This is a genomic window from Nocardia sp. GP40, from assembly GCF_050434125.1.
GTDB lineage: Bacteria > Actinomycetota > Actinomycetes > Mycobacteriales > Mycobacteriaceae > Nocardia > Nocardia albiluteola.
On sequence record NZ_JBNPVW010000005.1, the window covers coordinates 96,832 to 121,089 of the forward strand.

Genomic DNA, 24,258 nt, shown 5'->3' on the forward strand with positions numbered 1-24,258 from the left:
AGTACTCAGGCCGTCCTACCATCTTCGCTCGGATCATGCACTCTCGCGCGCAACTGTCTGTGGTGTCACACTCGAGTCAGCTCCCGACACGCGGAATATCGCTGAATCAGAGCGGAATGTTGCCGTGCTTCTTCGGCGGCAGGCTGACCATCTTGCGCTCGAGCAGCCGCAGCGCCGAGACGATCTGGCCGCGAGTGTGCGAGGGCGGGATGACGGCGTCGACATAGCCGCGCTCGGCGGCCACGTACGGGTTCACGAGGGTGTCCTCGTACTCGTTCTGCAGCTCCAGGCGCAGCGCATCCACGTCGGCGCCCTCGGCGGCGGCCTCCTTGAGCTGCTTGCGGTAGACGAAGCCGACCGCGCCCGAGGCGCCCATGACCGCGATCTGCGCCGTCGGCCAGGCCAGGTTCACATCCGCGCCCATGTGCTTGGAGCCCATGACGTCGTAGGCGCCGCCGTAGGCCTTGCGGGTGATGATGGTGATCTTCCCCACGGTCGCCTCGCCGTACGCGTACAGCAGCTTGGCGCCACGGCGGATGATGCCGTTGTACTCCTGATCGGTGCCCGGCAGGAAGCCCGGCACGTCCACCAGGGTGATGATCGGAATGTTGAACGCGTCGCAGGTGCGCACAAAGCGCGCGGCCTTCTCCGAGGCGTCGATGTCCAGGCAGCCGGCGAACTGCATGGGCTGGTTGGCCACGAATCCCACACTGCGACCGTCGATCCGGGCGAAGCCGATGATGATGTTCCGCGCGCGCTCGGCCTGCACCTCGAAGAACTCGTCGTCGTCGACGAGGCGACGGATCACCTCGTGCATGTCGTACGGCTGGTTCGCCGAGTCCGGGATCAGCGAGTCGAGCTCGCGATCCTCCTCGGTCAGCGACTCCTCGATCGAGCCGGTGATCGGGTCCGTCGCGGGGAAGCGCGGGGCCTCGGCGCGGTTGTTGCTGGGCAGGTAGCTCAGCAGATCGCGCACGTAGTCCAGGGCGTCCTGCTCGCCGGAGGCGACGTAGTGCGCGGTGCCGGACTTCACCATGTGGGTGTGGGCGCCGCCCAGCTCCTCCATGGTGACCTCTTCGCCGGTGACGGTCTTGATGACGTCCGGGCCGGTGATGAACATCTGGCTGGTCTCGTCGACCATGATGACGAAGTCGGTCAGCGCCGGGGAGTACACGTGCCCGCCCGCGGCCGCGCCCAGGATCAGCGAGATCTGCGGGATGACGCCCGAGGCCTGGATGTTGCGGTGGAAGATCTCGCCGTACAGGCCGAGGGAGACCACGCCCTCCTGAATGCGCGCGCCCGCGCCGTCGTTGATGCCGATGAGCGGGCGGCCGGTCTTGATCGCCAGATCCATGACTTTGACGATCTTCTCGCCGTACACCTCGCCGAGGCTGCCGCCGAAGACGGTGGAGTCCTGGGAGAAGATGCACACGTCGCGGCCGTCGATGGTGCCGTAGCCGGTGACCACGCCGTCACCGAGCGGGCGGTTGTTCTCCAGGCCGAAATTCACGCTGCGGTGCCGGGCCAGCGCATCCATCTCGACGAACGAGCCCTCGTCCAGCAGGGCCAGGATGCGCTCACGCGCGGTCATCTTGCCCTTGGCGTGCACCTTGTCGACGGCGGCCTCACCCATCGGGTGCTTGGCCTCTTCCAGCCGATTGCGCAGATCAGCAAGCTTGCCGGCGGTGGTGTGGATATCGGGGGCGCCAGCCGACCCCGGCACTGGCTGCTGCTGGACACTCGTCATGCCCGGAGTGTAACCAGTAGCAGGGACACGGGGAACCTCCGAGGGGGCTACTCGCGAGTACCCTATTGACCCCTTGCCAGCAGAAAAGCGCTGGTCAAATGCGATGCGGCCGAGCCGAAACCGCCTCGGGCGGACCGGAAAACGCCGTCGGGAACGGACTTCGGCGCGCCGGGCCGCGCCGGGTGCGGCCGGCGCGGGCGAGCATGTGGCCGCCGCGACGCCTCGGGCACCCGGAATCGGTGCGTGACACCGCGAATATCGAGTTCCGACAAGTTCTTTCACCGCATTCGGGCGCAGCATCGCGCGCCAGACCGTGGCGCGGCACGGGACCGGGCCGACACTGTCCGAGCCTGGTGCGAAATGTGCGGCGGACGGCATCCGGGGCGGACGGCCGACGGGCCCGCCCCCGGAGCCGGCTCAGCCCAGGACGCGGTCGAGCGCGTCGATAGCCTCGTCCAGTTCCGCGACGGTGACCGTCAGCGGCGGGCGGAACCGGATGCCTCGCTCGCCCGTGCCCAGCAGCAGCACCCGCTCGCGTTCGCGCATGGCCGTGACCACCGCGTCCCGCAGGGCCGCCGATTCCAGCGTGATCGCGCAGAACAGCCCGCGCCCGCGCGGATCGGTGACCTCCGGATGCCGCGCGGCCAGGTCCGTGAGCCGCTCGAGCAGGTGGGCGCCGAGCTCGGCGGCGCGGGCGGGCAGCTCGTCGCGCTCGATCACCTCGAGGATGCGCCGCGCGCGCACCATGTCCGCGAGGTTGCCGCCCCAGGTGGAGTTCAGCCGCGAGCTCACGGCGAAGACGTTGCCGGGCACCTCGTCGAGCCGCCCGCCCGCCATGATCCCGCACACCTGCGTCTTCTTGCCGAAGGCAACGATGTCCGGCTCTACGCCCAGCTGCTCGTATGCCCACCGGGTGCCGGTCGAGGCGACGCCGGTCTGCACCTCGTCGAGCACGAACAGCGCGTCGTGCTCGCGGCACAGCGCCTGCACCGCGCGCAGGAATTCCGGCCGCAGGTGCCGGTCGCCGCCCTCGCCCTGGATGGGTTCGGCGATGAAACACGCTATGTCATGCGGGTTTTCGGCGAAGGCTGCGCGGGCCTGCGCGAGGGCGTAAGCCTCGGCGGCCTCGATGTCGACTTCGCTTGCCAGATAGGGCGTTTCGATGCGCGGCCAGTCGAATTTCGGGAAGCGGGCGGTCTTGACCGGATCGGTGTTCGTCAGCGACAGGGTGTAGCCGCTGCGGCCGTGGAAGGCACCGGTCAGGTGCAACACCTTGGTGCCGAGTTCGGCGGGGCGGCCGTGCATTTCGTTGTGGCGGCTCTTCCAGTCGAAGGCCGCCTTGAGCGCGTTCTCCACCGCGAGGGCGCCGCCGTCGATGAAGAACAGATGCGGCAGCGCGGGATCGCCCAGGACGCGGGCGAAGGTCTCCACGAAGCGGGCCATCTCGACGGTGTAGATGTCGGAGTTGCTGGGCTTGTTCAGCGCCGCGACCACCAGCTCGTCGCGGAACTCCGCGTCGTCGGCCAGGTCCGGATGGTTCATGCCCAGCGCCGAGGAGGCGAAGAAGCCGAACATGTCCAGATACGGGGTGCCGTCGCGGGCGTCGACGAGCCGGCGGCCTCGGGATCTGGCTAGGTCGAGCACCAGATCGAAGCCGTCGGCGAGGATGCTCGCGGACAGAATCTCATGCACCGTGGCGGGGGTGACCTGCGGCGCATCTGCCATCACCCCGGGGCGCTCCATTTCGAGGGTCACACCACGAGGCTACGCAAACATTTACGCTTTTTCTACGCCTTTACAAACAAAGTTACGATCAGGCATCATCTGTCATAGAATGTCTGCAGGATGATGGTGCTGCGCGTCTGAACATTTGCGGTGACGCGGATCTCCTGCAGCAACTGTTCCAGGTGCCGCGGCGAGGCGACGCGCACCATCAGCACGTAGCTGTCCTCGCCCGCCACCGAATGGCAAGCTTCGATGCCGGGGACGTGCCGCAGGAGCGCCGGAGCCTCGTCGGGCTGCGACGGGTCGAGAGGAGTGATCGCGACAAATGCCGAGAGCATTTGCCCCAGCGCCTCGGGATCGATCTGCGCGGTGTACCCGCGGATCACACCCCGCGCCTCGAGCCTGCGCACCCGCGACTGCACCGCGGACACCGACAGATTCGCCTTCTCCGCGAGATTGGACAGCGTGGCCCGGCCATCGTCCATCAGCTCGCGAATCAGTAGTCGATCGATGTCGTCCAGAACAGGTTTCGCCGGTGCATCCGCCATCAGCGAAGGCTAACGCAGCCGACCGACATCGTGGCCGAAACCGTCCCAGCCAGCAGATACGGAGACACCCATGACCATTGCCGCCCCCGACACCCGCGAACTGGCCGCCCGCGCCGAACAGTTGCTGCGCACGCTGGGCACCACGCCGCCCGCGCCGGGGCTGCTGCCCGCACGCACCCCGATTACCGGCGGCGAGCTGACGACCCTGTCGCCGAGTTCGGACGCGGAGATCGACGCCGCGATCGGCAAGGCGGCCACCGCATTCCGCGATTGGCGCACGGTGCCCGCGCCGCAGCGGGCCGCCGTGGTGCGACGGCTGGGCGAGCTGCTGACCGCGCATCAGCACGAACTCGGCGAGCTGGTCACCCTCGAGGCGGGCAAGATCGGCGCCGAGGCGCGCGGCGAGGTGCAGGAGATGATCGACATCTGCGAGTTCGCGGTGGGGTTGTCGCGGCAGTTGTACGGGCGCACCATGGCCTCGGAGCGGCCCGGGCATCGGCTCATGGAGACCTGGCATCCGCTCGGCGTCGTGGGGGTGCTCTCGGCGTTCAACTTCCCGGTGGCGGTGTGGGCGTGGAACACCGCGGTGGCGCTGGTGTGCGGCGACACCGTGGTCTGGAAGCCGTCGGAGACAACGCCTTTGACCGCGCTGGCCTGTCACGGCCTGCTGCGGCGCGCGGCGGCGGAGGTCGGTGCGGATCCGGAGATCCACCAGCTGATCCAGGGCGCCGCAGACGCCGGGGCACGGCTGGTCGACGACGAGCGCATCGCGCTGGTCAGCGCGACCGGATCGGTGCGGATGGGCCGCACCGTGGGCCCGCGGGTGGCCGCGCGGTTCGGGCGCTGCCTGCTGGAGCTGGGCGGCAACAACGCGGCGATCGTCACTCCCTCGGCGGATCTCGAATTGGCCACGCGCGGTGTGGTTTTCGCGGCCGCCGGTACCGCCGGGCAGCGCTGCACCTCGCTGCGCCGCCTGATCGCGCACACCGACGTCGTCGGTCCGCTGACCGACCGGATCGAGGCCGCGTATCGCCAGCTTCGGGTGGGCAGTCCGCTCGAGGACGGGGTGCTGGTCGGCCCGCTGATCAACAGCCGGGCCTACACCGCGATGCAGGAGGCGCTGACCCGCGCGGTCGCCGACGGCGGCGAATTGCTGTGCGGCGGTGAGCGAGTCATGGTGCACGGCGAGGATTCGTACTACGTGCACCCGGCCCTGGTCCGCATGCCCGCACAGACCGAGGTCGTCCGCGAGGAAACCTTCGCGCCGATCCTGTACGTGCTCACCTACGACGACTTCGACGAGGCCATCGCCCTGCACAACGCGGTACCCCAGGGCCTGTCCTCGGCCGTGTTCACCCGCGACCAGCGCGAGGCCGAGCGCTTCCTGGCCGCCGACGGCTCGGACTGCGGCATCGCCAACGTGAACATCGGTACGTCGGGGGCGGAGATCGGCGGCGCGTTCGGCGGGGAGAAGCAGACCGGCGGCGGCCGCGAATCGGGGTCGGACTCCTGGAAGGCGTATATGCGCCGGGCCACCAACACCGTCAACTACTCCACGGATCTGCCGCTCGCGCAGGGGATTCAGTTCGGCTGAGGCTGCGGGGCCGCACGAGCCGGTATCACCCCGCGCCGAACAGCGCCCGTGCCCGGCCCCTCAGCTCGTCCGGCAACAACCGGTTCGGTACCCGGACGGCGCGCGCCAAAGGGACTCACAACCCGTGCCCGGTGCTTCGGGACCAACCGCGTCGGTGCCGGACGCGCGAACGACGCGACCCACAAGGCCTCCGGCCCGTGCCCGGCCCGTCCGGCACCAACCGGGTCCTATCGGACGAGCCCCCATACCGGCGGCGAGACACCCACCAGTTATCGGTATTTCCTATCGTTTGGCAAAGTATTCGGGCGGCGTAATCTCTCGAAATATCCGGTCAGCGGGTGCCATGTGCCGCATGGCCGGGTTGAGACGGCTAGCACAGATCAGGAGTTGCAAACATTGAGCAAGCCGACGTATTACGCACCCGACGGCGGGCTGCCGTCGCAGACCATGCTGCTGACCGACCGCGCCATCGTGAAGGAGGCATACACGGTCATACCGCGCGGTGTGCTTCGTGACATCGTCACCAGCAACCTGCCGGGCTGGAAGAAGACCCGCTCGTGGATTCTCGCCAAGCCGGTTTCCGGATTCGCCACCACCTTCGCGCAGTACATCGTCGAGGTGTCCCCCGGCGGCGGCAGCACCGCACCAGAGCCGGAACGCGGCGTGGAGTCGGTGCTGTTCCTGCTGAGCGGCGCGCTGACCGTCGTCATCGGGGGCAGCACGCACGCCCTGACGCCCGGTGGATACGCCTATCTCCCGGCGGGCAGCGAGTGGTCGGTGGCCAACGAGTCGGACTCGGCCGCCACCTTCACGTGGGTCCGCAAGGCCTACGAGGCCGTCGACGGCCAGCCCGCACCCAAGGCGTTCGCCGTGCAGGAGCAGGACGTCGATCCGTCGCCGATGCCGGACACCGACGGCGCCTGGGCCACCACCCGGTTCGTCGACCCCAGCGACCTCGCGCACGATATGCACGTCAACATCGTGACCTTCGAGCCGGGCGCGGTGATCCCGTTCGCGGAGACGCACGTGATGGAGCACGGGATCTACATTCTCGAGGGCAAGGCGGTGTACCGCCTCAACGACGACTGGGTCGAGGTCCAGGCCGGCGACTTCCTCTGGCTGCGTGCCTTCTGCCCGCAGGCCTGCTACGCGGGCGGCCCCGGCAAGTTCCGCTACCTGCTGTACAAGGACGTCAACCGCCAGATCAAGCTGACCTGAGGACTGCCCGGGCCGGTTGTCCGCGCGTCGCCCGTATCGCCTGTCGTGATACGGGTGCGACGGACGCGGTCGATGGGCATCGCCTCGGTGCCCATAGCCGCGTCGGATAATCCGATCACGGTGGCCGCGTCGCTGACCGCACCGGCGCCGCAGCACGCGCTGACATCCGGATCGACGCCAGCGGGACGAAACCGGCCAACGTCGTGCCGATCCACTCCCGACGCCGACGGTCGAACCGTCCGCACGGACCTACGGCCGGCCGCGCAGCCGGAAGCCGCGCGGGGTGGGGGCGAAGCCCGCGTCGGTGAGGAAGGTGGCGAAGGTGTTGCCGTGCACCGAGTCGCCGTCGACGCGCTCGACGACCAGGGAGTCGACGCGACGGTCGTGGACCAGGGCGGCCAGGGCCGCGGCCGCCCGGGTGCGGCGTTCGGGATCCTCGGTGAAGGTGAGCAGGGTCTTGCCGCCGCGTTCGAGGTAGAGGGTGAGATCGCCGTCGATGAGGACGACCAGCGCGCCCGCCTTGCGGCCCGGGCGATGGCCCGCGCCCTCGGCCGCCCCCTTCGGCCAGGGCAGCGCCGCACCGTAGGGGTTGGCGGGATCGCAGGCCGCGAGGACGACCGCTGAACCGATGACCCGGTCGTCGCGATCGGTGTCGAACGACCGCAGCCGATCCACGACATCGGTCGTAGAGAACTGGGCGCCGCCCAGGGAATCGATGAAATAGCCGCGGCGGCAACGCCCGCGGTCCTCGAATTCGGTGAGCACGCGGTACATCAGCGCGAATCCACCCGGAATCCCCTCGCCCTGCACGGCGCCCCGGGTCAGTACGCCGTACCGCTCCAGCAGCTGATCGGCGGTCGCGTGCGCGCGAATCGTGTTGTCGGACACGCGTTCCGGCAGCAGCGACCAGCGTCCGGCCACGGTCGGCGGACCCGACCGGACCGGCATGTTCGGCCGCGGCAGATACGCCCGCCCCCGCGGGGTGCGCCGCGGCGAGCGATGCGCGGTGGTGGTGCGCGTCGTCCCGGACAGCAGCGCCCGCACCGGCGCGAAGGTGTCGCCCCCGACGTACCCGGCCCACACCAGCTCCCACAACGCCGCCGCGACCGCCGCATCGTCGAGCAGCCCGGTGGAATCGGATAGCTGCCGGAAGAAGTATGCGCCCCCGGACGACGGAATCACCTGCACCCGTGCGGTTTTCGGCTCGCCGGCCACGGTGTCACTACCATCGGCCGGGCCCCCGGACGACAAGGCATCGGCCCGCTCGGAGGCAGTAGCCCCCGGCTCCGGCGGCGCTACGCCATGCGCGCCCTCATCCGTCGTGGCGAAATCCCCTGACCCGGCCATTCCGACGAGGGGCGCAGCCGCGGAATCTGCCTGCAGGTGGCGACCCTTCGCGCGCTCTGTGGCATCGTCCGCCGCTTCGGCCGCATCGCCCCACGGCTCGCCTCGCTCGGTATCGGCCGCTTCAGCCGTATCGACCGACCGGACGGCCCGATCGGATGTTCGGGTACCGATCGAGTCGGGGAAATCTGCTGCCCAACTGTGTATTTCCACGGCTCGTGGGGCATCGCCCACCGTCGGCGTGTCCGGCGATTGCCGGTCTCGAGCCGCCTTGCCGGCAGCCGGTGACTTGGCCGCGCCAGACCCTGATGCAGACCGGGCGGCACCGGCGAGCGGTGATGAATCCCCTACTGCCGGCGACGTCGGAATAACGGTCGCGCCCAGCGCCAGCAGCAGTTGGATCTGGGTTTCGGTGAGGTCGATGTCGTCGGGTGGGGGCAGGGTCAGGGGGGCCTGGTCGGCGGGGTGCAGGGCGATCCAGCCGTCCTTGGCGGTGATGGATCCGTGGCCGGACCAGACGACCTCGCCCGTAGCCATCAGCTCGTCGAGCATTGCGGGGGTGTAGTCGCGTACTCGGGCGGGCAGGACGAGCGTCTCCCACGCCGAGGCCGGAATCGGTACGCCCGCAAGCTGTTCCACGACCGCGAAGACCCCGTCCACGCCGCGTAGCTCGGCGGTGCCGACATGCTGCCAGGCGGGCAGGAACCGGGCGAAGGCGGCGGTGGCGACCGGCTCGACGTCCTTGCGGGCCGCGGCCAGCGATCGCCGCCGCAATCGGCGCAGCACCTGGGTGTCGCACCACTCCGCGCCCGCGGCACCCGGGGTGAATTCGCCCTCCACGACGCGTTTTTCGGCGGCCAGGCGATGCAGCGCGGTGGCGGCCACCGCCGTACCGATGCCGAACCGGTGCGCCAGCGCCTCCAGTCCGAACGGGCCGTGCGTGCGGGCATAGCGCCCGACCAGGTCGCCGAGGGGGTCCGCGACCGGCTCGATGAACGCCGCGGGCGTCCCGATCGGCAGCGGCACGCCCAGGGCGTCGCGCAGACGAGCCGCGTCCTCGACCGCGGCCCACCAGCGCTGCCCGGCGAAGGACACCTCCAGCGCGCGGCGGGCCACGGCGAGCCCGGCGAACCACGGGCCGGGATCGGCGGTGCAGCGCTGGGCCGCCTCCTGCGCGGTCAACGGACCCAGCAGGCGCAGCAGGTCGGCCAGGCCCTCGGCGTCGCGGGCGTGGCGTTCGTCGGTGAGGCGCTGCAGTTCCCGCTCGGTCAGCTCGAGCACGGCAGGATCGAGCAGCTCGCGCAGCTCCACCCGCCCGAGCAGTTCGGCGAGCAGGCTCGAATCCAGCGAGAGCGCGGCGGCGCGGCGTTCGGCCAGCGGGCTATCGCCCTCGTACATGAACTGCCCGATGTAGTCGAACAGCAGCGCATTGGCGAAGGGCGACGGCGTGGCCGTCTCGACCTCCACCAGCCGCAGCTTGCGCCGGGCGATCCCGGACTGGAGCTCGCGCAGCGCGGGCAGATCGTAGACGTCCTGCAGGCATTCGCGCACCGTCTCGAGCAGCATCGGGAAGTCGGGAAACTTGCGCGCCACATCCAGCAGCTGGGCCGCGCGCTGGCGCTGCTGCCACAGCGGCGCCCGCCGGCCCGGATCGCGGCGCGGCAGCAACAGGGCGCGCGCGGAACACTCGCGGAACCGGGACGCGAAAAGCGCGGAGCCGCCGACCTGTTCGGTCACCAGCTCGTCGATCTCCTCGGGTTCGAAGACGAACAGATCCGCACCCGGCGGATCGTCGGTGGTGTCCGGCAGGCGCACGACGATCCCGTCGTCGGCGGCCGTGGGCACCGCGTCGACCCCGAAGCGCTCGCGCAGCCGCGCGCCCACCGCGAGCGCCCACGGCGCGTGCACCGGCTGACCGTACGGCGAATGCAGCACCAGCCGCCAGTCGCCGAGCTCATCGCGAAACCGCTCGACCAGCAGCGTCCGATCGGTCGGCAGGTGCCCCGTCGCCGAGCTCTGCTCCCGCAGCAGCGCAACGAGATTCGCGGTCGCGAAGTCGTCCAGGCCCGCGGCGTGCACGATCTGCTCGAGCGCCGAGAGCTCGGCTCCAGCCGTTGCGGCGCCGCTGGACTTGTGCCGGGCCGCACCGGATCTGGCTGCCGACGCGGGCGTGCCTGCCGCCGGGGATTTGCTCGCCGTCGAGCCGGATTTCGCCACCGTCGCAGCGCTTTCGCCCGGTGCGGACGTCGCCACATCCGCGGCTGCGGCGAGGGAATCACCGGATTTACGGCGCCTGCCGCGGGAGCTCGCGGCAAGACTCCGGGGCGTGCCCGCATCGGAGTCGTCGGATGCGGTCGATCCGACTCGGTCCGGCGCTGCATCGAGATCCCCGGACGCGCGCGATCCGGGCGACTCCGCCGAGCGAACCAGCGCATCGAGCTGCGCCGCCGGTGCGTGCTCGATCGCCTGTCCGGCCGTGCGGACGAATTCTCCCAGCGCCGCACCCAATTCGGCCGGGCGGCCGAGCGAATCCCCGTGCCAGAACGGAAGCCGCCCGGGCAGGCCGAAGGCCGGCGTGACGAGCACGCGGTCGTGCGTGATGTCCTCGATGCGCCAGCTCGTGGCGCCGAGCGCGAACACATCACCCACGCGGGACTCGTAGACCATCTCCTCGTCGAGCTCGCCTACGCGCGAGGCCTTCTCGCCCACCATGAACACCGGGAACAACCCGCGGTCGGGGATCGCCCCGCCCGAGGTGACCGCGAGCCGCTGCGCTCCGGGGCGCCCGGTGAGCGTGCCCGCATCGCGATCCCACACCACGCGCGGCCGCAGTTCGGCGAACTCGTCCGACGGATAGCGCCCGGACAGCAGGTCCAGCACCGCCTCGAACGCCGAGCGCGGCAGCTCCGCGTAACTGCCCGTGCCCCTGACGGTCTCGAACCAGGCGTCCGCATCGATCGGCTCGAGCGCGCAGGCAGCGACGGTCTGCTGAGCCAGGATGTCGAGTGGGTGCGCGGGAATGCGCAACTGCTCGATCTGCCCGGCGGTCATGCGCATCGAGGCGACCGCGCAGTGGATCACATCGGTGCGATGCTTGGGGAAGATCACGCCCCGGGAGATCTCACCCACCTGATGCCCGGCCCGGCCCACCCGCTGCAGGCCGCTGGCCACCGACGGCGGTGCCTCCACCTGGACCACGAGATCGACCGCGCCCATGTCGATTCCGAGCTCGAGGCTGCTGGTCGCCACCACGCATCGCAGCCGCCCGGTCTTGAGGTCGTCCTCGATGATCGCGCGCTGTTCCTTGCTGACCGAGCCGTGGTGGGCCCGGGCCAGCAGCGCCGCCGCGCCGTGATTCACCTCGCCGGTCGCGCCGTACTCGGAGGGGGTCCGGCCCGGCGACACCGGCGGCGGGCCCGCGAATGCCGGTGTCGGATCCCCGGATTCGGCGACCCGCCGGCCCAGCGCCGGCCCCGCGGAGTGCCCGTCGCCCGCCGCGACCGCCGACGCCCCCGGCGCGGCGGAGTCACCCGAATCGAGGTCGACCGAGTCGCCCAGCCGCTCGGCATACGTCTCGTTCAGCCGGGCGGTGAGTCGCTCGGCCAGCCGCCGCGAGTTGGCGAAGACGATCGAGGACCGGTGCCGCACAACCAGATCCACGATGGCCGCATCGACATGCGGCCAGATGGAGGGCGTGCGGGACTGGTCCTCGTCGAATTCGCCCACCGGATCGGGCTCTGTCATATCCGCGACCGGCACCCGGACCGACAGATCGAAGGTCTTCGGCGCGGGCGGGGCGACGATGGTGATCGGCGCCGCGCCCACCAGGAAGCGGCCGACCTCCTCGGGCGGACGCACCGTGGCCGACAGTCCGATCCGTTGCGCGGGCCGTGCCTGCCCTATCGACCCGTCCAGCCCGGGCGTCTGCGCCAGCACATCCAGCCGGGCCAGCGAAAGGGCAAGGTGCGCACCGCGTTTGGATCCAGCAATGGCATGCACCTCGTCGACGATGACGGTGTGCACCGTGCGCAGCGTTTCGCGCGCGGCCGAGGTGAGCATGAGAAACAGCGATTCGGGGGTGGTGATGAGAATGTCGGGCGGGGTGCGCTGCATCGCTCTGCGCGTGGCCGCGGGCGTATCCCCGGACCGGACGCCGACGGTGATATCCGGCGCGGGCAGCCCGAGCCGCTTGGCGGTCTGCGTCACCCCGACCAGCGGTGCGCGCAGATTGCGCTCGACATCCACGGCCAGCGCCTTGAGCGGGGAGACGTAGAGCACCGACGTGCCCGGCGGGGCTTTCCGCGGCCCGCGTGCGGCCAGCCGGTCGATGGCCCACAGGAAGGCCGAGAGCGTCTTGCCCGATCCGGTGGGCGCGATGACCAGCGTGTGCTCACCCGCCGCAATGGCACCCCACGCCCCCAACTGGGCGGCCGTCGGCGCGGGGAACGCGCCCTCGAACCACTCCTGGGTCGGGCGGGAGAACTGGTCCATGGCATCAGTCTGCACCGAGGCACCGACAGAAAGTCCAGGACCGCCTGCGCCCGAATCCGGACGCACGGTTCATGCCGGGCACACCTGGCGGGGCGGGCCGGGGCGTGTCGCCCGGAGGCGGAGCAATCGCGACACAGCCAGCGAGGCCGCGCCGTAGGCTTCGGAACGTGCAGAAGGTGCTCCGACTCGACCTTGTCAGCCATGGCATGACCGAGGCGATGCGCAAGGCACGATTCCCGGTGGACGAGCCCCTGACCGAAGCCGGACGCCGCGCGGTCGCCGAGTGCGGCCGCCTGCACGCCGCCCGCGTCCTGACCGCGCCCGAGCGCCGCGCCGTCGAGACCGCGGCGCTGCTGGGCCTGCTGGGCGAGCAGGACGATCGCCTGCGCGACCTGGACGCGGGCGCCTGGCGGGGCGGCGAGCTGATGTCGGTGCCGCAGGAGGAGTTGTACGCCTGGCTCACGGATCCGAAATTCCGTGGTCACGGCGGCGAGGCGGTCATCGATGTGATCGATCGGACCAGGCAGTGGCTGTTCGACATCGCCGCGGAGGGCCTGCCGACCATCGCGGTCACCCATCCCGCGGTGATCCGCTCGGCCCTGCTGCTCACCCTCGACGCCCCGGCAAAATCGTTCTGGCGCATCGACATTCCTCCGGTCGGCATCACGCGCCTGAACTACCGCGGCGAATGGACGCTGCATTTTCGCGCCTGAACCGCGGCCGTCGGCCATCCCCACCCCAGGCCAGCTGCACGAGCACCACGCCGCGACCCGATCGGTCGAGGGCCGGGTGCATTTCGCGGGCGACCACACCAGCCTCGAGCCCGCCTGGATCGAGGGCGCGTTGGAGGTGTGCGCACCTCGCTCGAGGTGCACCGGCGCTGAATGCCCGGCTCGCCGGCTCGGTGATGACGACCGCGGGCGCGAATCACGGCCGATACCAGCGCGGGCGAGCCCGAGGACTACCGTTGGCCCATGCCCGAGGGTGACACGGTATTCCGCACCGCCGCCCGGCTGCGGGCGGCGTTGGCCGGGAAGACGCTGACCCACAGCGATTTTCGGGTGCCGCGATATGCAACGCTGGACCTGAGCGGGCAGCCCGTGGAGAGCGTGGGCAGTTACGGCAAACACCTGTTCGTCCGCACCCCCGCGCTCAGCATCCACACCCATCTGAAGATGGAGGGTGAGTGGCGGGTGCACGCGCCGGGCGAGCGGTGGCGCAAGCCGGGGTTCACCGCGCGACTGGTCCTGGCCACCGACGACGCCGAGGCCGTCGGGTTCTCCCTCGGCACGGTCGAGGTGCTGCCGATCGAGCAGGAGCACACCGCCGTCGACCACCTCGGCCCGGATCTGCTCGGGCCGAATTGGGATGCCGCCGAGGCGGTGCGGCGCCTGGCCGCGGATCCGGACCGGCCGATCGCGCTGGCGCTGCTCGATCAGACGAATCTGGCCGGAATCGGCAATATCTTTCGTAGCGAGATCTGCTTCGTCGAGCGGGTGGATCCGCGCATTCCGGTCGGGTCCGTCCCGGACCTGCGCGCGCTGGTCGATCGCGCGCATACCGTGCTGCATTCCGCCGCGCACAATCCGCCGTGGCGCCCCTTCGCCTACGGCCGCCACCGCCGCCCCTGCCGTCGCTGCGGCACGAATCTGACGCTCACGCTGATCGGCGAGGGACCGGACCGCGAGCGCGGGATCTACTTCTGCACCGGCTGTCAGGTGTGAATCGATGTAATTTGCCACTCAATAGCTAACATCGCGCCCCTCGCGAACGACTCCTCCTGCGAGGGCAGTTCACGACGCGCAGGAAGCAGGCAGATGACTACGGTGACGACCACCATGCGCCGGTTCCCGCGCATAGCGCGGCAACTGCTGAACGCGCTGGTTGCCGCCGCGATCACCGTCGTCCTGAGCTACCTGCTGTTCCACACCTGGTCCGGCCCCGCACCGGCAACACCCCCGCACACCGCCGTCACCAGAACCACCGAACCGGTCGCCAGCACCACGCCCGCGGCCCACGTGGCCGTATCCGGCGCCGACCATTACTCGACCCGATAGGGAACCCGTCCGGCGGTTCGGCACCCCCGGAACAACAACAGGATCGTCCGCTGCACCGGGGTGCAGCGCCCGCATCAGTCGAGCGGGACCGGCTCCAGGATCTCCGGGCGCGGCTCCGGGGCGGCGACCCGCAGGGCGTCGGCCGAAATGTCGTCAGGCTGTGTCTGCGAGTGGATTTCGGCGTCGACGCGGGCGTTGTAGGTGGCGACCTCCCAGTCGGCCTGCTCGGTGCTCCAGCCCAGGATCGGCGCGATCAGCCGCGCGACCTCGTCCGAACAGCCCGCGCCGCGGTGCGAATACTCGATGGAGATGCGGGTGCGGCGGGCCAGGACGTCGTCGAGGTGCAGGGCACCCTCGGCCGCGACCGCGTAGACCGCCTCCACCCGCAGATAGGTGGGGGCGGTGGTGATCGGTTGCAGCAGTTCGGGTTTGCCCGCGGCCAGGTCGAGCACGTCGGTGACCAGCGAGCCGTACCGGTTGAGCAAATGTTCGATCCGGTACGGATGCACGCCGTAGCTCTGCGCCAGCTGCTGGGCCTGATTGAGCAGGGCGAAGTAGCCGTCCGCACCCAGCAGCGGCACCTTCTCGGTGATCGAGGGCGACACCCGCTGCGGAATGTCCTGCGCCGCGGCGTCGACCGCGTCGTAGGCCATCACCCGGTAGGTGGTGTACTTGCCGCCCGCGATGGCCACCAGGCCCGGCGCGATCCGCGTGACGGCATGCTCGCGCGAGAGCTTGGAGGTCTCGTCGCTCTCGCCCGCGAGCAGCGGGCGCAGCCCGGCGTAGACGCCCTGGATGTCGTCGTGGGTGAGCGGGGTGACCAGCACCTGGTTCACCCGCTCCAGCAGGTAGGCGATGTCGGCCTTGGTCGCCGCGGGATGGGCCAGATCCAGATTCCAGTCGGTGTCGGTGGTGCCGATGATCCAGTGGCTCGAGCCCCAGGGGATCACGAACAGCACCGAGGTCGGCGTCCGCAGGATCAGTGCGGTGTCGCTGGCGATGCGGTCGCGCGGAACGACCACGTGCACGCCCTTGGACGCGCGCACGTGAAAGCGGCCGCGCTGGCGCGAGAGCGCCTGGATCTCGTCGGTCCACACCCCGGTCGCATTGATCACCACGTGGCCGCGGACGTCGGTGGTGCGCCCGTCCTCGCTGTCGCGCACGCTCACCCCGACGACCCGATCGGCCTCGCGCACGAACCCCACGACCTGGGTGGAGGTGCGGATGACCGCGCCGTAGTGTGCGGCCGTGCGGGCCACGGTCATGGTGTGGCGGGCGTCGTCGACGACGGTGTCGTAATAGGTGACCCCGCCGACGAGTGCGGTGCGGCGCAGCCCCGGCGCCAGTCGCAGCGCGGCCGACCTGGTCAGATGATGTTGGCCCGGTACCGATTTCGCGCCACCCATGCTGTCGTACAGCACCAGGCCCGAGGCGACGTAGGGCCGCTCCCACACCCGATGGGTGAGCGGGTAGAGAAACCGCAGCGGCTTGACCAGATGCGGCGCAAGGGTTTTCAGGCTCAGCTCGCGCTCGCGCAGGGCCTCGCGCACCAGCCCGAAATCGAGCTGCTCGAGATACCGCAGGCCGCCGTGGAACATCTTCGACGAGCGGCTCGAGGTCCCCGAGGCCAGATCGCGCGCCTCGACGAGGGCGACCTCCAGCCCCCGGGTCGCCGCGTCCAGAGCGATGCCCGCACCGACCACGCCGCCGCCGATGACCACGACGTCGAAATGATCCCGCCCGAGCCGCTCCCAGGCCGCGGCCCGCTGCTCCGGGCTCAGATCACCGGACGGCTGGGACTGCACTCGCGATTGCTCCGTCATCCTCCACTCCTCCGGCCGGTTCTGAACCGCTCGTTGGTGACGCTGATAAATAGCTAGCAGCCACAGTAATGCACCGCCCTAACATCGGCGAGATATACGACCCGCGGCCCGAACGACTCCCCCGTGCGGCAGGGCCACCGAGCGCCCCGACGACCGAATGGATCGGTCCTACCCTCGAGAGCACCCGGCGGCCCAGCGCGGACCCGAGCCCGCCGCGAACGCTACGAATCGACGATCGCGCTACAAAAGTCGACCGAGCATTACACCCGCACGGAAAACGCTACGGGACACGGCGAGTTCGGACAACGGCAATATCGTCCGGTGCGGACGGAAAGCGACTGCTGCAGTGCGCTATTCACCGACCGCCCGGGCGAGCCGGTCGACGGCTTCCCGCAGCACGGGCCCGTCGGAGGTCGTGAAGCACAGGCGCATCGAGTGACCGTAGTCCTCGCCGACGGCGAATGCCGAGCCGGGGACGTAGGCGACACCATGATCGACTGCGCGCGGCAGCAATTCGGTGGTGCGGGTGCCATCGGTGAAGTCGGCCCACACGAACATTCCGCCCGCGGCCTCGGTGCTGACCACCCGATGCCCGAGGCGCTCCCGCAGGGCGCCCACCAGGGCCCCGGCCCGTTCGCCGTAGCTGCGGCGCACCTTGTCCACGTGCGCGGCAAGCCAATCCGTGTCGGCGAGCAGCTCGGCGGCGATCTGCTGGGTCAGCGCCGAGCCGCACAGATCCGCACCCTGCTTGAGCAGTTCCACGCCGCGGCAGACCGCGTCGGGCGCGACCATCCAGCCCGCGCGCAGCGACGGGGCCAGGATCTTCGAGGCGCTGGAGAGCCGAATCACGTTGGGCGAGTAGGTCGCGACGGGATCGGGCGACGGGCGGTCGAACCACAGCTCGCCGTAGGGATCGTCCTCGAGCACCCAGAAGCCGTACCGGTCGGCGAGCTCGGCCAGCTCCCGGCGGCGCGCCGGACTCATCGTCACCCCGCGCGGGTTGTGAAAGTTGCTGACCGTATGCACGACCGTCGGGCGTTCGCCGCGATCGAGCAGCTCGCGCAGCACCTCGACGCGCATCCCCTCGGCATCCAACGGCACCGCCACGATTCGCGCGCCGGCCGCCCGGAACACCTGCAGCGCACCCACATACGCCGGATCCTCGACCACGACCAGCGCACCGGGATCCAGCAGCACCTCCCCCAGCAGCGACAGCGCCTGCTGCGAGCCATGGGTGACGAAGACCTCCTCGATCGGCACCGTACGGCCCAGCCGCGCCGACTCGCGCCCGGCCAGCACCTCGCGCAGCGGACCCCAGCCCGCCGACTGCGTGTACTGCAACCGGGACCTGTCTGCGAGCGCCGACTCCGCGGCCTGCGCAATCCGGTCGCGCGGCATCAGCTGCTCATCGGGCAGGCCACCGGCCAGGCCGATGACGTCCGGGCGCTCGGTCAGCTTCAGCAGGTCGCGAATCGCCGAGCTCTGCAGACCGTCGAGACGGTGCGACAACGAGGGAACGATCGGCGACATGGACACCTCCGAGAGCAGGCACGAAAAATCCACCATCGCACAATGGAACCAAATCGTGAAATCTCTGTCTCAAATATTGAGACGTTAGAGGGAGTTGATCTGCATGATCACACTCTTTCCGTTCACGTTTCCAGTCGTGATGAGCTGCTTGTACACAGTCAGCTTGCCGTTGGGATCATGCTCGGTGACATCGACGTTGAATTGGTCAGGAGCCAACGTCGTGACCTTCGCGCAGTAATTCACACCCGAGGTCGGGACATTGGCGTTGATGGTCTGCTGCAGGTCCGCGGTCGATTGGATGTTCGCGCTCGGCCCGACAAAACTGTGCATCCTCTCGGCGCTGCGGTCGATGAGGTACGAATGCCAGTAACCGAAGATCGCCCCCCTACCGCTGTTTGTATCGCCCGGCCCGTTTCCGACCGCCAATTCGGCCGTGGAGCTGGCCACACAACCGAACGCGGACGGAGTCGTCGCCGGGAGTGAAGTGGTTGCGGGTTGTGGATTGTTCTTGCCGTGCATGACAAACACCACAATCGCCGCGATCGCCGCGATGACCAGCACGACCGCGATCACGCCACCGATTAGCACACCGCGTCCGCGACCGCCCCGATCGGACGACGGTGCCGCCGTGCGCGCCGGGCCGAACTGTTCGGCCAGATCGTCGTCGTCCCAGAGCGAACCGCCGGGCGACCCCTTCGCGGCCTGGGCGGGCTCCCGGGGCGCCTGCAGCTTCTTGGCCAGATCGTCGTCGTCCCACAGGGAGCGAGGAGTCTCGCGCGGGGCGGTGGACTGTCCGGCGACCGGTCGCGGCCCGGTCAGCGGGCGCTGCGAGACCTGCTGATGCCCCTGGGAGGCCTGTCCGTGCGGCTGCGGGCCAGGCGCCTGCGGTGTGGCGCCCTGCTGCCACCACGTCCCCTGATCCGAGCCCTGCTGCCCCTGATCGGTGTATCGCACCGTCTCGGGCGCGGGGGCGCGCCGAGGGTCGGGCGCCGGGGCGCGCACCGTCTCGCGCGAACCCGTCGAATCCGGGGCGCGGTACTGCGCGGGCGGGGCCGGAGTCGCCGGTGCATCCGCGGGCTGCCACCCGACGCTGGGGCGATCCTGACCGTCGGCGGGCTGCCAGCCCACGCTCGGGCGGTCCGGGGCATCGGCGGGCTGCCAGCCCACGCTCGGACGATCCGGCGCATCCGCCGGCTGCCAGCCGACCGGCCCGCTCTCCCCGGTCGGCGGACCGAATGCGTCCACCGGCGGACCGAATTCGGACACCGGCGGACCGAAGTCCGATCCGCCGTGCGAGGGCGCAGCCTCTCCGGATTCGTCGTGGTTCGCATCGTCCATGGAGGCCATCACCCAATCCTTCCCCATGACACACGCGTGGGGCGGTCTCCAACGACCGCCCCACGCGTCGAATCAGCCTGTGCCGACGGCATCGGGTCCGCCAGCGCCGAATTCGTATCGGTTCCGAATCGACTCAGCCCTGGACCGAACCACTCACCTGGGCGGTGGCGCCGGCGACATTCACCGTCTGCGGGGCGTAGTTCCCCTGAGGCAGCCTACCAACGTGGGCGGCCGCATCGAGCGCGGCGACACCACCCGGCTGCATCCGGATCCAGCCCTCGACCGCCGCCTTGGCGGCATTGGCCTGAGTGGTGTCGACGTAGGTCGTGTTCTTGATGTCGTTGAAGCCGGTCTTGGCCTTCAGGTCATCGATGCCCGTGGTGTGGGTGTAGGTGGTGACCTTGATCCGGTTGGGCTCGATGTACTCGACCGACACACCGGCATCGCCCGTGCCCGTGGGGGTGCGGTAGCCGACGGTGCCGACGTAGCCCTGGGCGTTGTTGAAGTGGTGCGTGTTCGCCACGTAGCCCGGCGCCAGCGGGCCGCCGTCGATGTTCGCGCCGACCTCGGTGTGCGGGCCGGTCATGTGGATGATCGGCGCGGCCGGCGCGGACCGCAGGCTCGGCGAACTCCAGCTCGGCTGCGTCGGCTGCACCGGCTGGGTGGGGCCGGTGCCCATCTGGGCCTGCGAGTTGTTGCTCTGGCCGGGCTGGGAGGTGTCCGGGCCGGCCTGCGGCGGGACGGGCTGGTTCGGGGTCGGGCCCGGCTGCGGCATGATGACCGGCTGGGCGGGTCCCTCACCCGGCACCGGCAGCGGCGCCACGCGCGGAACGGTGACACCCGGCTGCACCGGACCGGCGAGGTTCTGATCCGGTTGCGGCGCACCGGTGTTCGGGGTGGTGACACCGGGCTGAGGCTGTGTGACACCGGGCTGCGTCGTGCTGCCCGGCTTGGCCGGAGCGGGGCTCTGGGTCGTGGGACCGGTGTTGTCGTTGGCCGGCGCGGGCGCTTGTGCGGGCGGCGGCGCGACCGGGGTGGTGGGCACATCCACCGGCACCGGGGCGGCACCCGCGGGCGCGGCCAGAAGTGTTGCGACGGCGGCGGCGGTGGCCAACGGCAGCGATGTGGTGACCACCGCTCGCTGGACACGATTCGGCTGACGATGTTTCACTGCTCGTTCCCTTTCCCGAGCCCGACCGCCACGCATCGTGTGATGGCGGCCGCTCTCCAGTTGTCCCTCATCGATGCCGGATCGAACTCACGACCGACCCTGACGGACCGCCAGCGAATTCCGGTCCGGGAAAGGCAAATCCCCCCGCACACGAAACCGACCAACCACCCGCCACTCGCATCTCTGCCGGAAGTGAACCACACGAACAGGATTCAGGCAACACGTATCGAACACTCACCGCCGCATCGATACTCAGCGTTCCGGACGGTCGTGTTCGAGAGTGCGGGCGATCCCGGGTCAGTGCAACTCGAGCGGCAATTTCACGGCGGCGTTCCGAGGGCCCGCGTGGTGACGCTCCGCCCCCCGGTGCACACCGCTACCCGAGGTCGTCGTGCCGCATCAGCTGACGCGCGGCCTCGGTGACCGAACCGGACAGCGACGGGTACACCGAGAAGGTCTGGGCGAGATCGTTGACGGTCAGATTGTTCTGCACCGCCAACGCGATGGGCAGGATCAGCTCCGAGGCGATGGGTGCGACCACGACGCCGCCGATCACCACGCCGGTGGCCGGGCGGCAGAAGATCTTCACGAAGCCGCGACGCAGCCCCGACATCTTCGCGCGCGGATTGGTGTTCAGCGGCAGCATCACCGTGCGCGCGGGCACCTCGCCGGCGTCGATCGCGGTCTGGCTCACCCCGACCGTGGCGATCTCCGGACGGGTGAACACCGCCGAGGCCACCGTCTTGAGCCGGATGGGCTGCACGCCCTCGCCGAGTGCGTGGTACATCGCGATGCGGCCCTGCATCGCCGCCACCGAGGCCAGCGGCAGCAGGCCGGTGCAGTCGCCCGCGGCGTACACCCCCGCCACCGCGGTGCGCGAGACGCGGTCCACGCGCAGGTAGCCGCCCTTGTCCAGTTCGATGCCGACCCGCTCCAGGCCCAGGTTCTGGGTGTTGGGCGTGGCGCCGACCGTGATCAGGGCGTGCGAGGCGGTGACCGTGCGTCCGTCGGACAGCTTGACCACGATGCCATCGGCGGTGCGCTCCACCTTGTCCGCGCGCGCCTTCTTGACCAGTTCCACACCGCGTTCGGCGAGGGCATCCTCGAGCACCAGCGCGGCGTCGGCGTCCTCGCTCGGCATGATGCGATCGCGGCTGGAGAGCACCTTGACCTTCACGCCCAGCTCGGTATAGGCGGAGACGAATTCCGCGCCGGTGACGCCAGAACCGACGACCACCAGGGATTCCGGGAGCTTCTCGAGGTCGTAGAGCTGACGCCAGTTCAGAATGCGCTCACCGTCGGGCTCGGAGCCGGGCAACACGCGCGGGCTCGCGCCGGTCGCGATCAGCACCACCTCGGCCTCGAGCACCCGCTCGCCGCCGTCGTGCAGCTTGGCCCGCACCAGATGTGTGGCCAGGCCGGGGATCTGGTCGATCAGCTCACCGGTGCCGTTGAGGATTTCCACACCCGCGGCCTGCAGCTTGGACCGGATATCGGAGGACTGCGCATGCGCCAGCGCCTTCACCCGGGAGTTGACCTCGGACAGCCGCACCTGCGCCTGGGCCTGATGCAGGGTGATGCCCAGATCCCGAGCCCGGCGCAGGTCGGTGCGCACACCCGTGGAGGCGATGAAGGTCTTGGACGGCACACAGTCCCACAGCACGCACGCACCGCCGACACCGTCGCTGTCGATCACGGTGACCGACGCGCCGTGCTGGGCGGCCACCAGCGCGGCCTCGTACCCGGCCGGGCCGCCGCCGATGATTGCGATGCGGGTCATGGATACCTCCGCTGTCATGCAGTCGAACCGGGATCTCCGGTACTGGCAAAGCCTAACGGTGCCGGATTGCCGTGATGAATCGCGTCGGACCCGATTGTCCAGGGCGCGCGCGGGCGGTGAAGCGGCATTCCGCCGAGTGTTGCGCATCTAATGGGCGGGATGGGGGTGAGTCCGCGCGGTCATTCGATACTCTTGCCTGGTGCCGATATACGCCGCCTACGGATCCAATATGGATCCGGAGCAGATGCTCAAGCGCTGTCCGCACTCCCCCGTGTATGGAACCGGTTGGTTGGAGGGCTGGCGCCTGACCTTCGCCGGAGACGACATCGGCTGGGAGGGACCGCTGGCGACGGTGGTCGAGGATCCCGGAGCCCGGGTGTTCGTCGTGCTGTACGACGTGCCCGACGAGGACGAGGTGAGCCTGGACCGCTGGGAGGGCTCGGATTTCGGCATCCACAAGAAGATCCGGCTGCGCGTGACCCCGGGTTCGGGTACCGGTACCCAGCCGGTGCTGGCCTGGCTGTACGTGCTGGACGCCTACGAGGGCGGGCTGCCCTCGGCCCGGTACATCGGCGTCATCGCCGACGCCGCCGAAAAGGCCGGAGCCCCAGCCGAATACGTGCACGCCCTGCGTACCCGCAACTCCCGCAACGTCGGACCGGGCGCGGTATAGAACGGCGGCCGCACCTCCAGGGATGTGGCCGCCGGACACTCGGACTAGCGCGCGTTCAGGACCAGGTTCGTCATGACGCGCACGCCCGTCGCGAGGGCGCGCTCGTCGATGTCGAAGGTCGGCTGGTGCAGGTCGAGCTGATCGCCCCGGCCCGGCCACACGCCCAGGCGCGCCATCGCGCCCGGCACCTCTTCCAGGTACCAGGAGAAGTCCTCGCCGCCGCCGGACTGCGGGGTGTCGGCCAGCGCGTCGGGGCCCAGGAGCCGGATCGCATCCTCGAACATGCGGGTGGCGTGCTCGTCGTTGACCACCGGGGGCACGCCGCGCTTGTAGTTGAGCTGATACCGCACGCCGGTCGGCGCGAGCAGACCCTCGACGATCTCGCGCACCAGCGGCTCCAGCATCGACCAGGTGGCATGGTCGCCGGTGCGGATCGTGCCGGTGAGCATCCCGGTCTGCGGAATCGCGTTGGGCGCCTTGCCCGCCGACACCGCACCCCACACCATGACGGTGCCGGTGCGCGGATCGATCCGGCGGGTCAGCAGGCCGGGCAGCCCGGTGATGACGGTGCCGATGGCGTACACCAGATCGCTGGTCAGATGCGGGCGCGAGGTGTGCCCGCCCGGCGAATCCAGCACCAGCTCCACGGTATCGGCGGCCGAGGTGATGGCGCCCACCCGCACGCCGACCCGGCCGACCTCGAGCCGCGGGTCGCAGTGCAGCGCGAACATCCGCGACACGTCCTCCATCGCGCCCGCGGCGACCATGTCGATGGCGCCGCCGGGCATGACCTCCTCGGCGTGCTGGAACACCAGCCGCACGCCGACCGGCAGATCAGGCACCTGCGCCAGCGCGGAGGCCGTGCCGAGCAGCACGGCGGTGTGCGCGTCGTGCCCGCAGGCGTGTGCCACGCCCGGGACGTTCGAGGCGAACTCGAGGCCGGTGAACTCCTGCAGCGGCAGCGCGTCCATGTCCGCGCGCAGCCCGATGCGCGGGCCCTCGGGGCCGATGTCACAGATCAGGCCGGTGCCGGTGGGGAGCTTGCGCGGTTGCAGCCCGGCCTTGACCAGCCAGGTCTCGACGAATTCCGTCGTCGCGAACTCGATGCGGGACAGCTCGGGGTTGGCGTGCAGGTGGCGCCGCCAGCTGATGAGGTCGTCCGAATTCTCGCGAAGCCACGCCTCCACAGCCTTACGCCCGGTATCCGCCGCCTCCGGCG

The 24,258-nt window shown here is 70.0% G+C and carries 16 protein-coding genes; 6 read left to right on the forward strand and 10 right to left on the reverse strand.

The genetic code is table 11. The features are described 5' to 3' along the window. Positions 1–106: 106 nt before the first annotated feature. The 3 genes from ABH933_RS16915 to ABH933_RS16925 all read right to left on the reverse strand — a co-directional run bounded on the left by ABH933_RS16915 (position 107) and on the right by ABH933_RS16925 (position 4,020). The gene (locus ABH933_RS16915) at positions 107–1,747 is read right to left on the reverse strand and encodes an acyl-CoA carboxylase subunit beta (RefSeq protein WP_215916531.1); all 1,641 of its coding nucleotides are present in this window, start codon (positions 1,745–1,747) and stop codon (positions 107–109) included. Positions 1,748–2,164: 417 nt separating this feature from the next. Then, positions 2,165–3,472, reverse strand: coding sequence for an L-lysine 6-transaminase (gene lat, locus ABH933_RS16920; RefSeq protein WP_429427512.1), 1,308 nt, complete (start codon positions 3,470–3,472; stop codon positions 2,165–2,167). Positions 3,473–3,567: 95 nt separating this feature from the next. After that, positions 3,568–4,020, reverse strand: a complete 453-nt coding sequence (locus tag ABH933_RS16925; protein ID WP_429427354.1) for an Lrp/AsnC family transcriptional regulator — start codon at positions 4,018–4,020, stop codon at positions 3,568–3,570. Between the two features lie 70 nt (positions 4,021–4,090). Here ABH933_RS16925 and amaB point away from each other — a divergent pair, with 70 nt between their 5' ends. Together amaB and ABH933_RS16935 are read left to right on the forward strand one after the other, a co-directional pair. Then, positions 4,091–5,614, forward strand: a complete 1,524-nt coding sequence (amaB, locus tag ABH933_RS16930) for an L-piperidine-6-carboxylate dehydrogenase (protein ID WP_429427352.1) — start codon at positions 4,091–4,093, stop codon at positions 5,612–5,614. Between the two features lie 396 nt (positions 5,615–6,010). Next, positions 6,011–6,832 carry a bifunctional allantoicase/(S)-ureidoglycine aminohydrolase gene (locus ABH933_RS16935; protein ID WP_429427350.1) on the forward strand — a complete coding sequence of 274 codons (822 nt, stop codon included), beginning with the start codon at positions 6,011–6,013 and terminating at the stop codon, positions 6,830–6,832. A 249-nt stretch (positions 6,833–7,081) separates the two neighbouring features. On the opposite strand, the gene ABH933_RS16940 is transcribed toward ABH933_RS16935, so the two are convergent. After that, positions 7,082–12,667 carry an Lhr family ATP-dependent helicase gene (locus ABH933_RS16940; RefSeq protein WP_429427348.1) on the reverse strand — a complete coding sequence of 1,862 codons (5,586 nt, stop codon included), beginning with the start codon at positions 12,665–12,667 and terminating at the stop codon, positions 7,082–7,084. 167 nt (positions 12,668–12,834) lie between these two features. Here ABH933_RS16940 and ABH933_RS16945 point away from each other — a divergent pair, with 167 nt between their 5' ends. The 3 genes from ABH933_RS16945 (at position 12,835) to ABH933_RS16955 (ending at position 14,724) form a co-directional block, all read left to right on the forward strand. Further along, positions 12,835–13,380: a histidine phosphatase family protein gene (locus ABH933_RS16945; RefSeq protein ID WP_429427346.1), complete on the forward strand. Its 546-nt coding sequence runs from the start codon at positions 12,835–12,837 to the stop codon at positions 13,378–13,380. 261 nt (positions 13,381–13,641) lie between these two features. Next, the gene (locus ABH933_RS16950; RefSeq protein ID WP_429427344.1) at positions 13,642–14,391 is read left to right on the forward strand and encodes a DNA-formamidopyrimidine glycosylase family protein; all 750 of its coding nucleotides are present in this window, start codon (positions 13,642–13,644) and stop codon (positions 14,389–14,391) included. 93 nt (positions 14,392–14,484) lie between these two features. Further along, entirely contained in the window at positions 14,485–14,724 is a 240-nt protein-coding gene (locus tag ABH933_RS16955; RefSeq protein WP_429427342.1) for a hypothetical protein, read from the forward strand. Between the two features lie 74 nt (positions 14,725–14,798). Here ABH933_RS16955 and glpD read toward each other — a convergent pair whose 3' ends face one another. The 5 genes from glpD to ABH933_RS16980 form a co-directional block, all read right to left on the reverse strand. Next, the gene (gene glpD, locus ABH933_RS16960; RefSeq protein ID WP_429427340.1) at positions 14,799–16,547 is read right to left on the reverse strand and encodes a glycerol-3-phosphate dehydrogenase; all 1,749 of its coding nucleotides are present in this window, start codon (positions 16,545–16,547) and stop codon (positions 14,799–14,801) included. Positions 16,548–16,898: 351 nt separating this feature from the next. Further along, positions 16,899–18,077 carry a PLP-dependent aminotransferase family protein gene (locus ABH933_RS16965; RefSeq protein ID WP_429427510.1) on the reverse strand — a complete coding sequence of 393 codons (1,179 nt, stop codon included), beginning with the start codon at positions 18,075–18,077 and terminating at the stop codon, positions 16,899–16,901. A gap of 84 nt (positions 18,078–18,161) precedes the next feature. Continuing rightward, positions 18,162–19,424, reverse strand: a complete 1,263-nt coding sequence (locus ABH933_RS16970; RefSeq protein WP_429427338.1) for a hypothetical protein — start codon at positions 19,422–19,424, stop codon at positions 18,162–18,164. A gap of 124 nt (positions 19,425–19,548) precedes the next feature. Next, a complete protein-coding gene (locus tag ABH933_RS16975; protein ID WP_429427336.1) occupies positions 19,549–20,586 on the reverse strand; it encodes a hypothetical protein in 1,038 nt (345 codons plus the stop codon). A gap of 376 nt (positions 20,587–20,962) precedes the next feature. Then, entirely contained in the window at positions 20,963–22,366 is a 1,404-nt protein-coding gene (locus ABH933_RS16980; protein ID WP_429427334.1) for an NAD(P)H-quinone dehydrogenase, read from the reverse strand. A 199-nt stretch (positions 22,367–22,565) separates the two neighbouring features. On the opposite strand from ABH933_RS16980, the gene ABH933_RS16985 reads away from it, so the two are divergent. Next, positions 22,566–23,039, forward strand: a complete 474-nt coding sequence (locus ABH933_RS16985) for a gamma-glutamylcyclotransferase (RefSeq protein WP_429427332.1) — start codon at positions 22,566–22,568, stop codon at positions 23,037–23,039. Positions 23,040–23,083: 44 nt separating this feature from the next. Here ABH933_RS16985 and ABH933_RS16990 read toward each other — a convergent pair whose 3' ends face one another. Continuing rightward, on the reverse strand, positions 23,084–24,226 hold the full coding sequence (locus ABH933_RS16990) for a M20 family metallopeptidase (protein ID WP_215916713.1): 1,143 nt from the start codon (positions 24,224–24,226) through the stop codon (positions 23,084–23,086). Positions 24,227–24,258 lie beyond the last annotated feature (32 nt).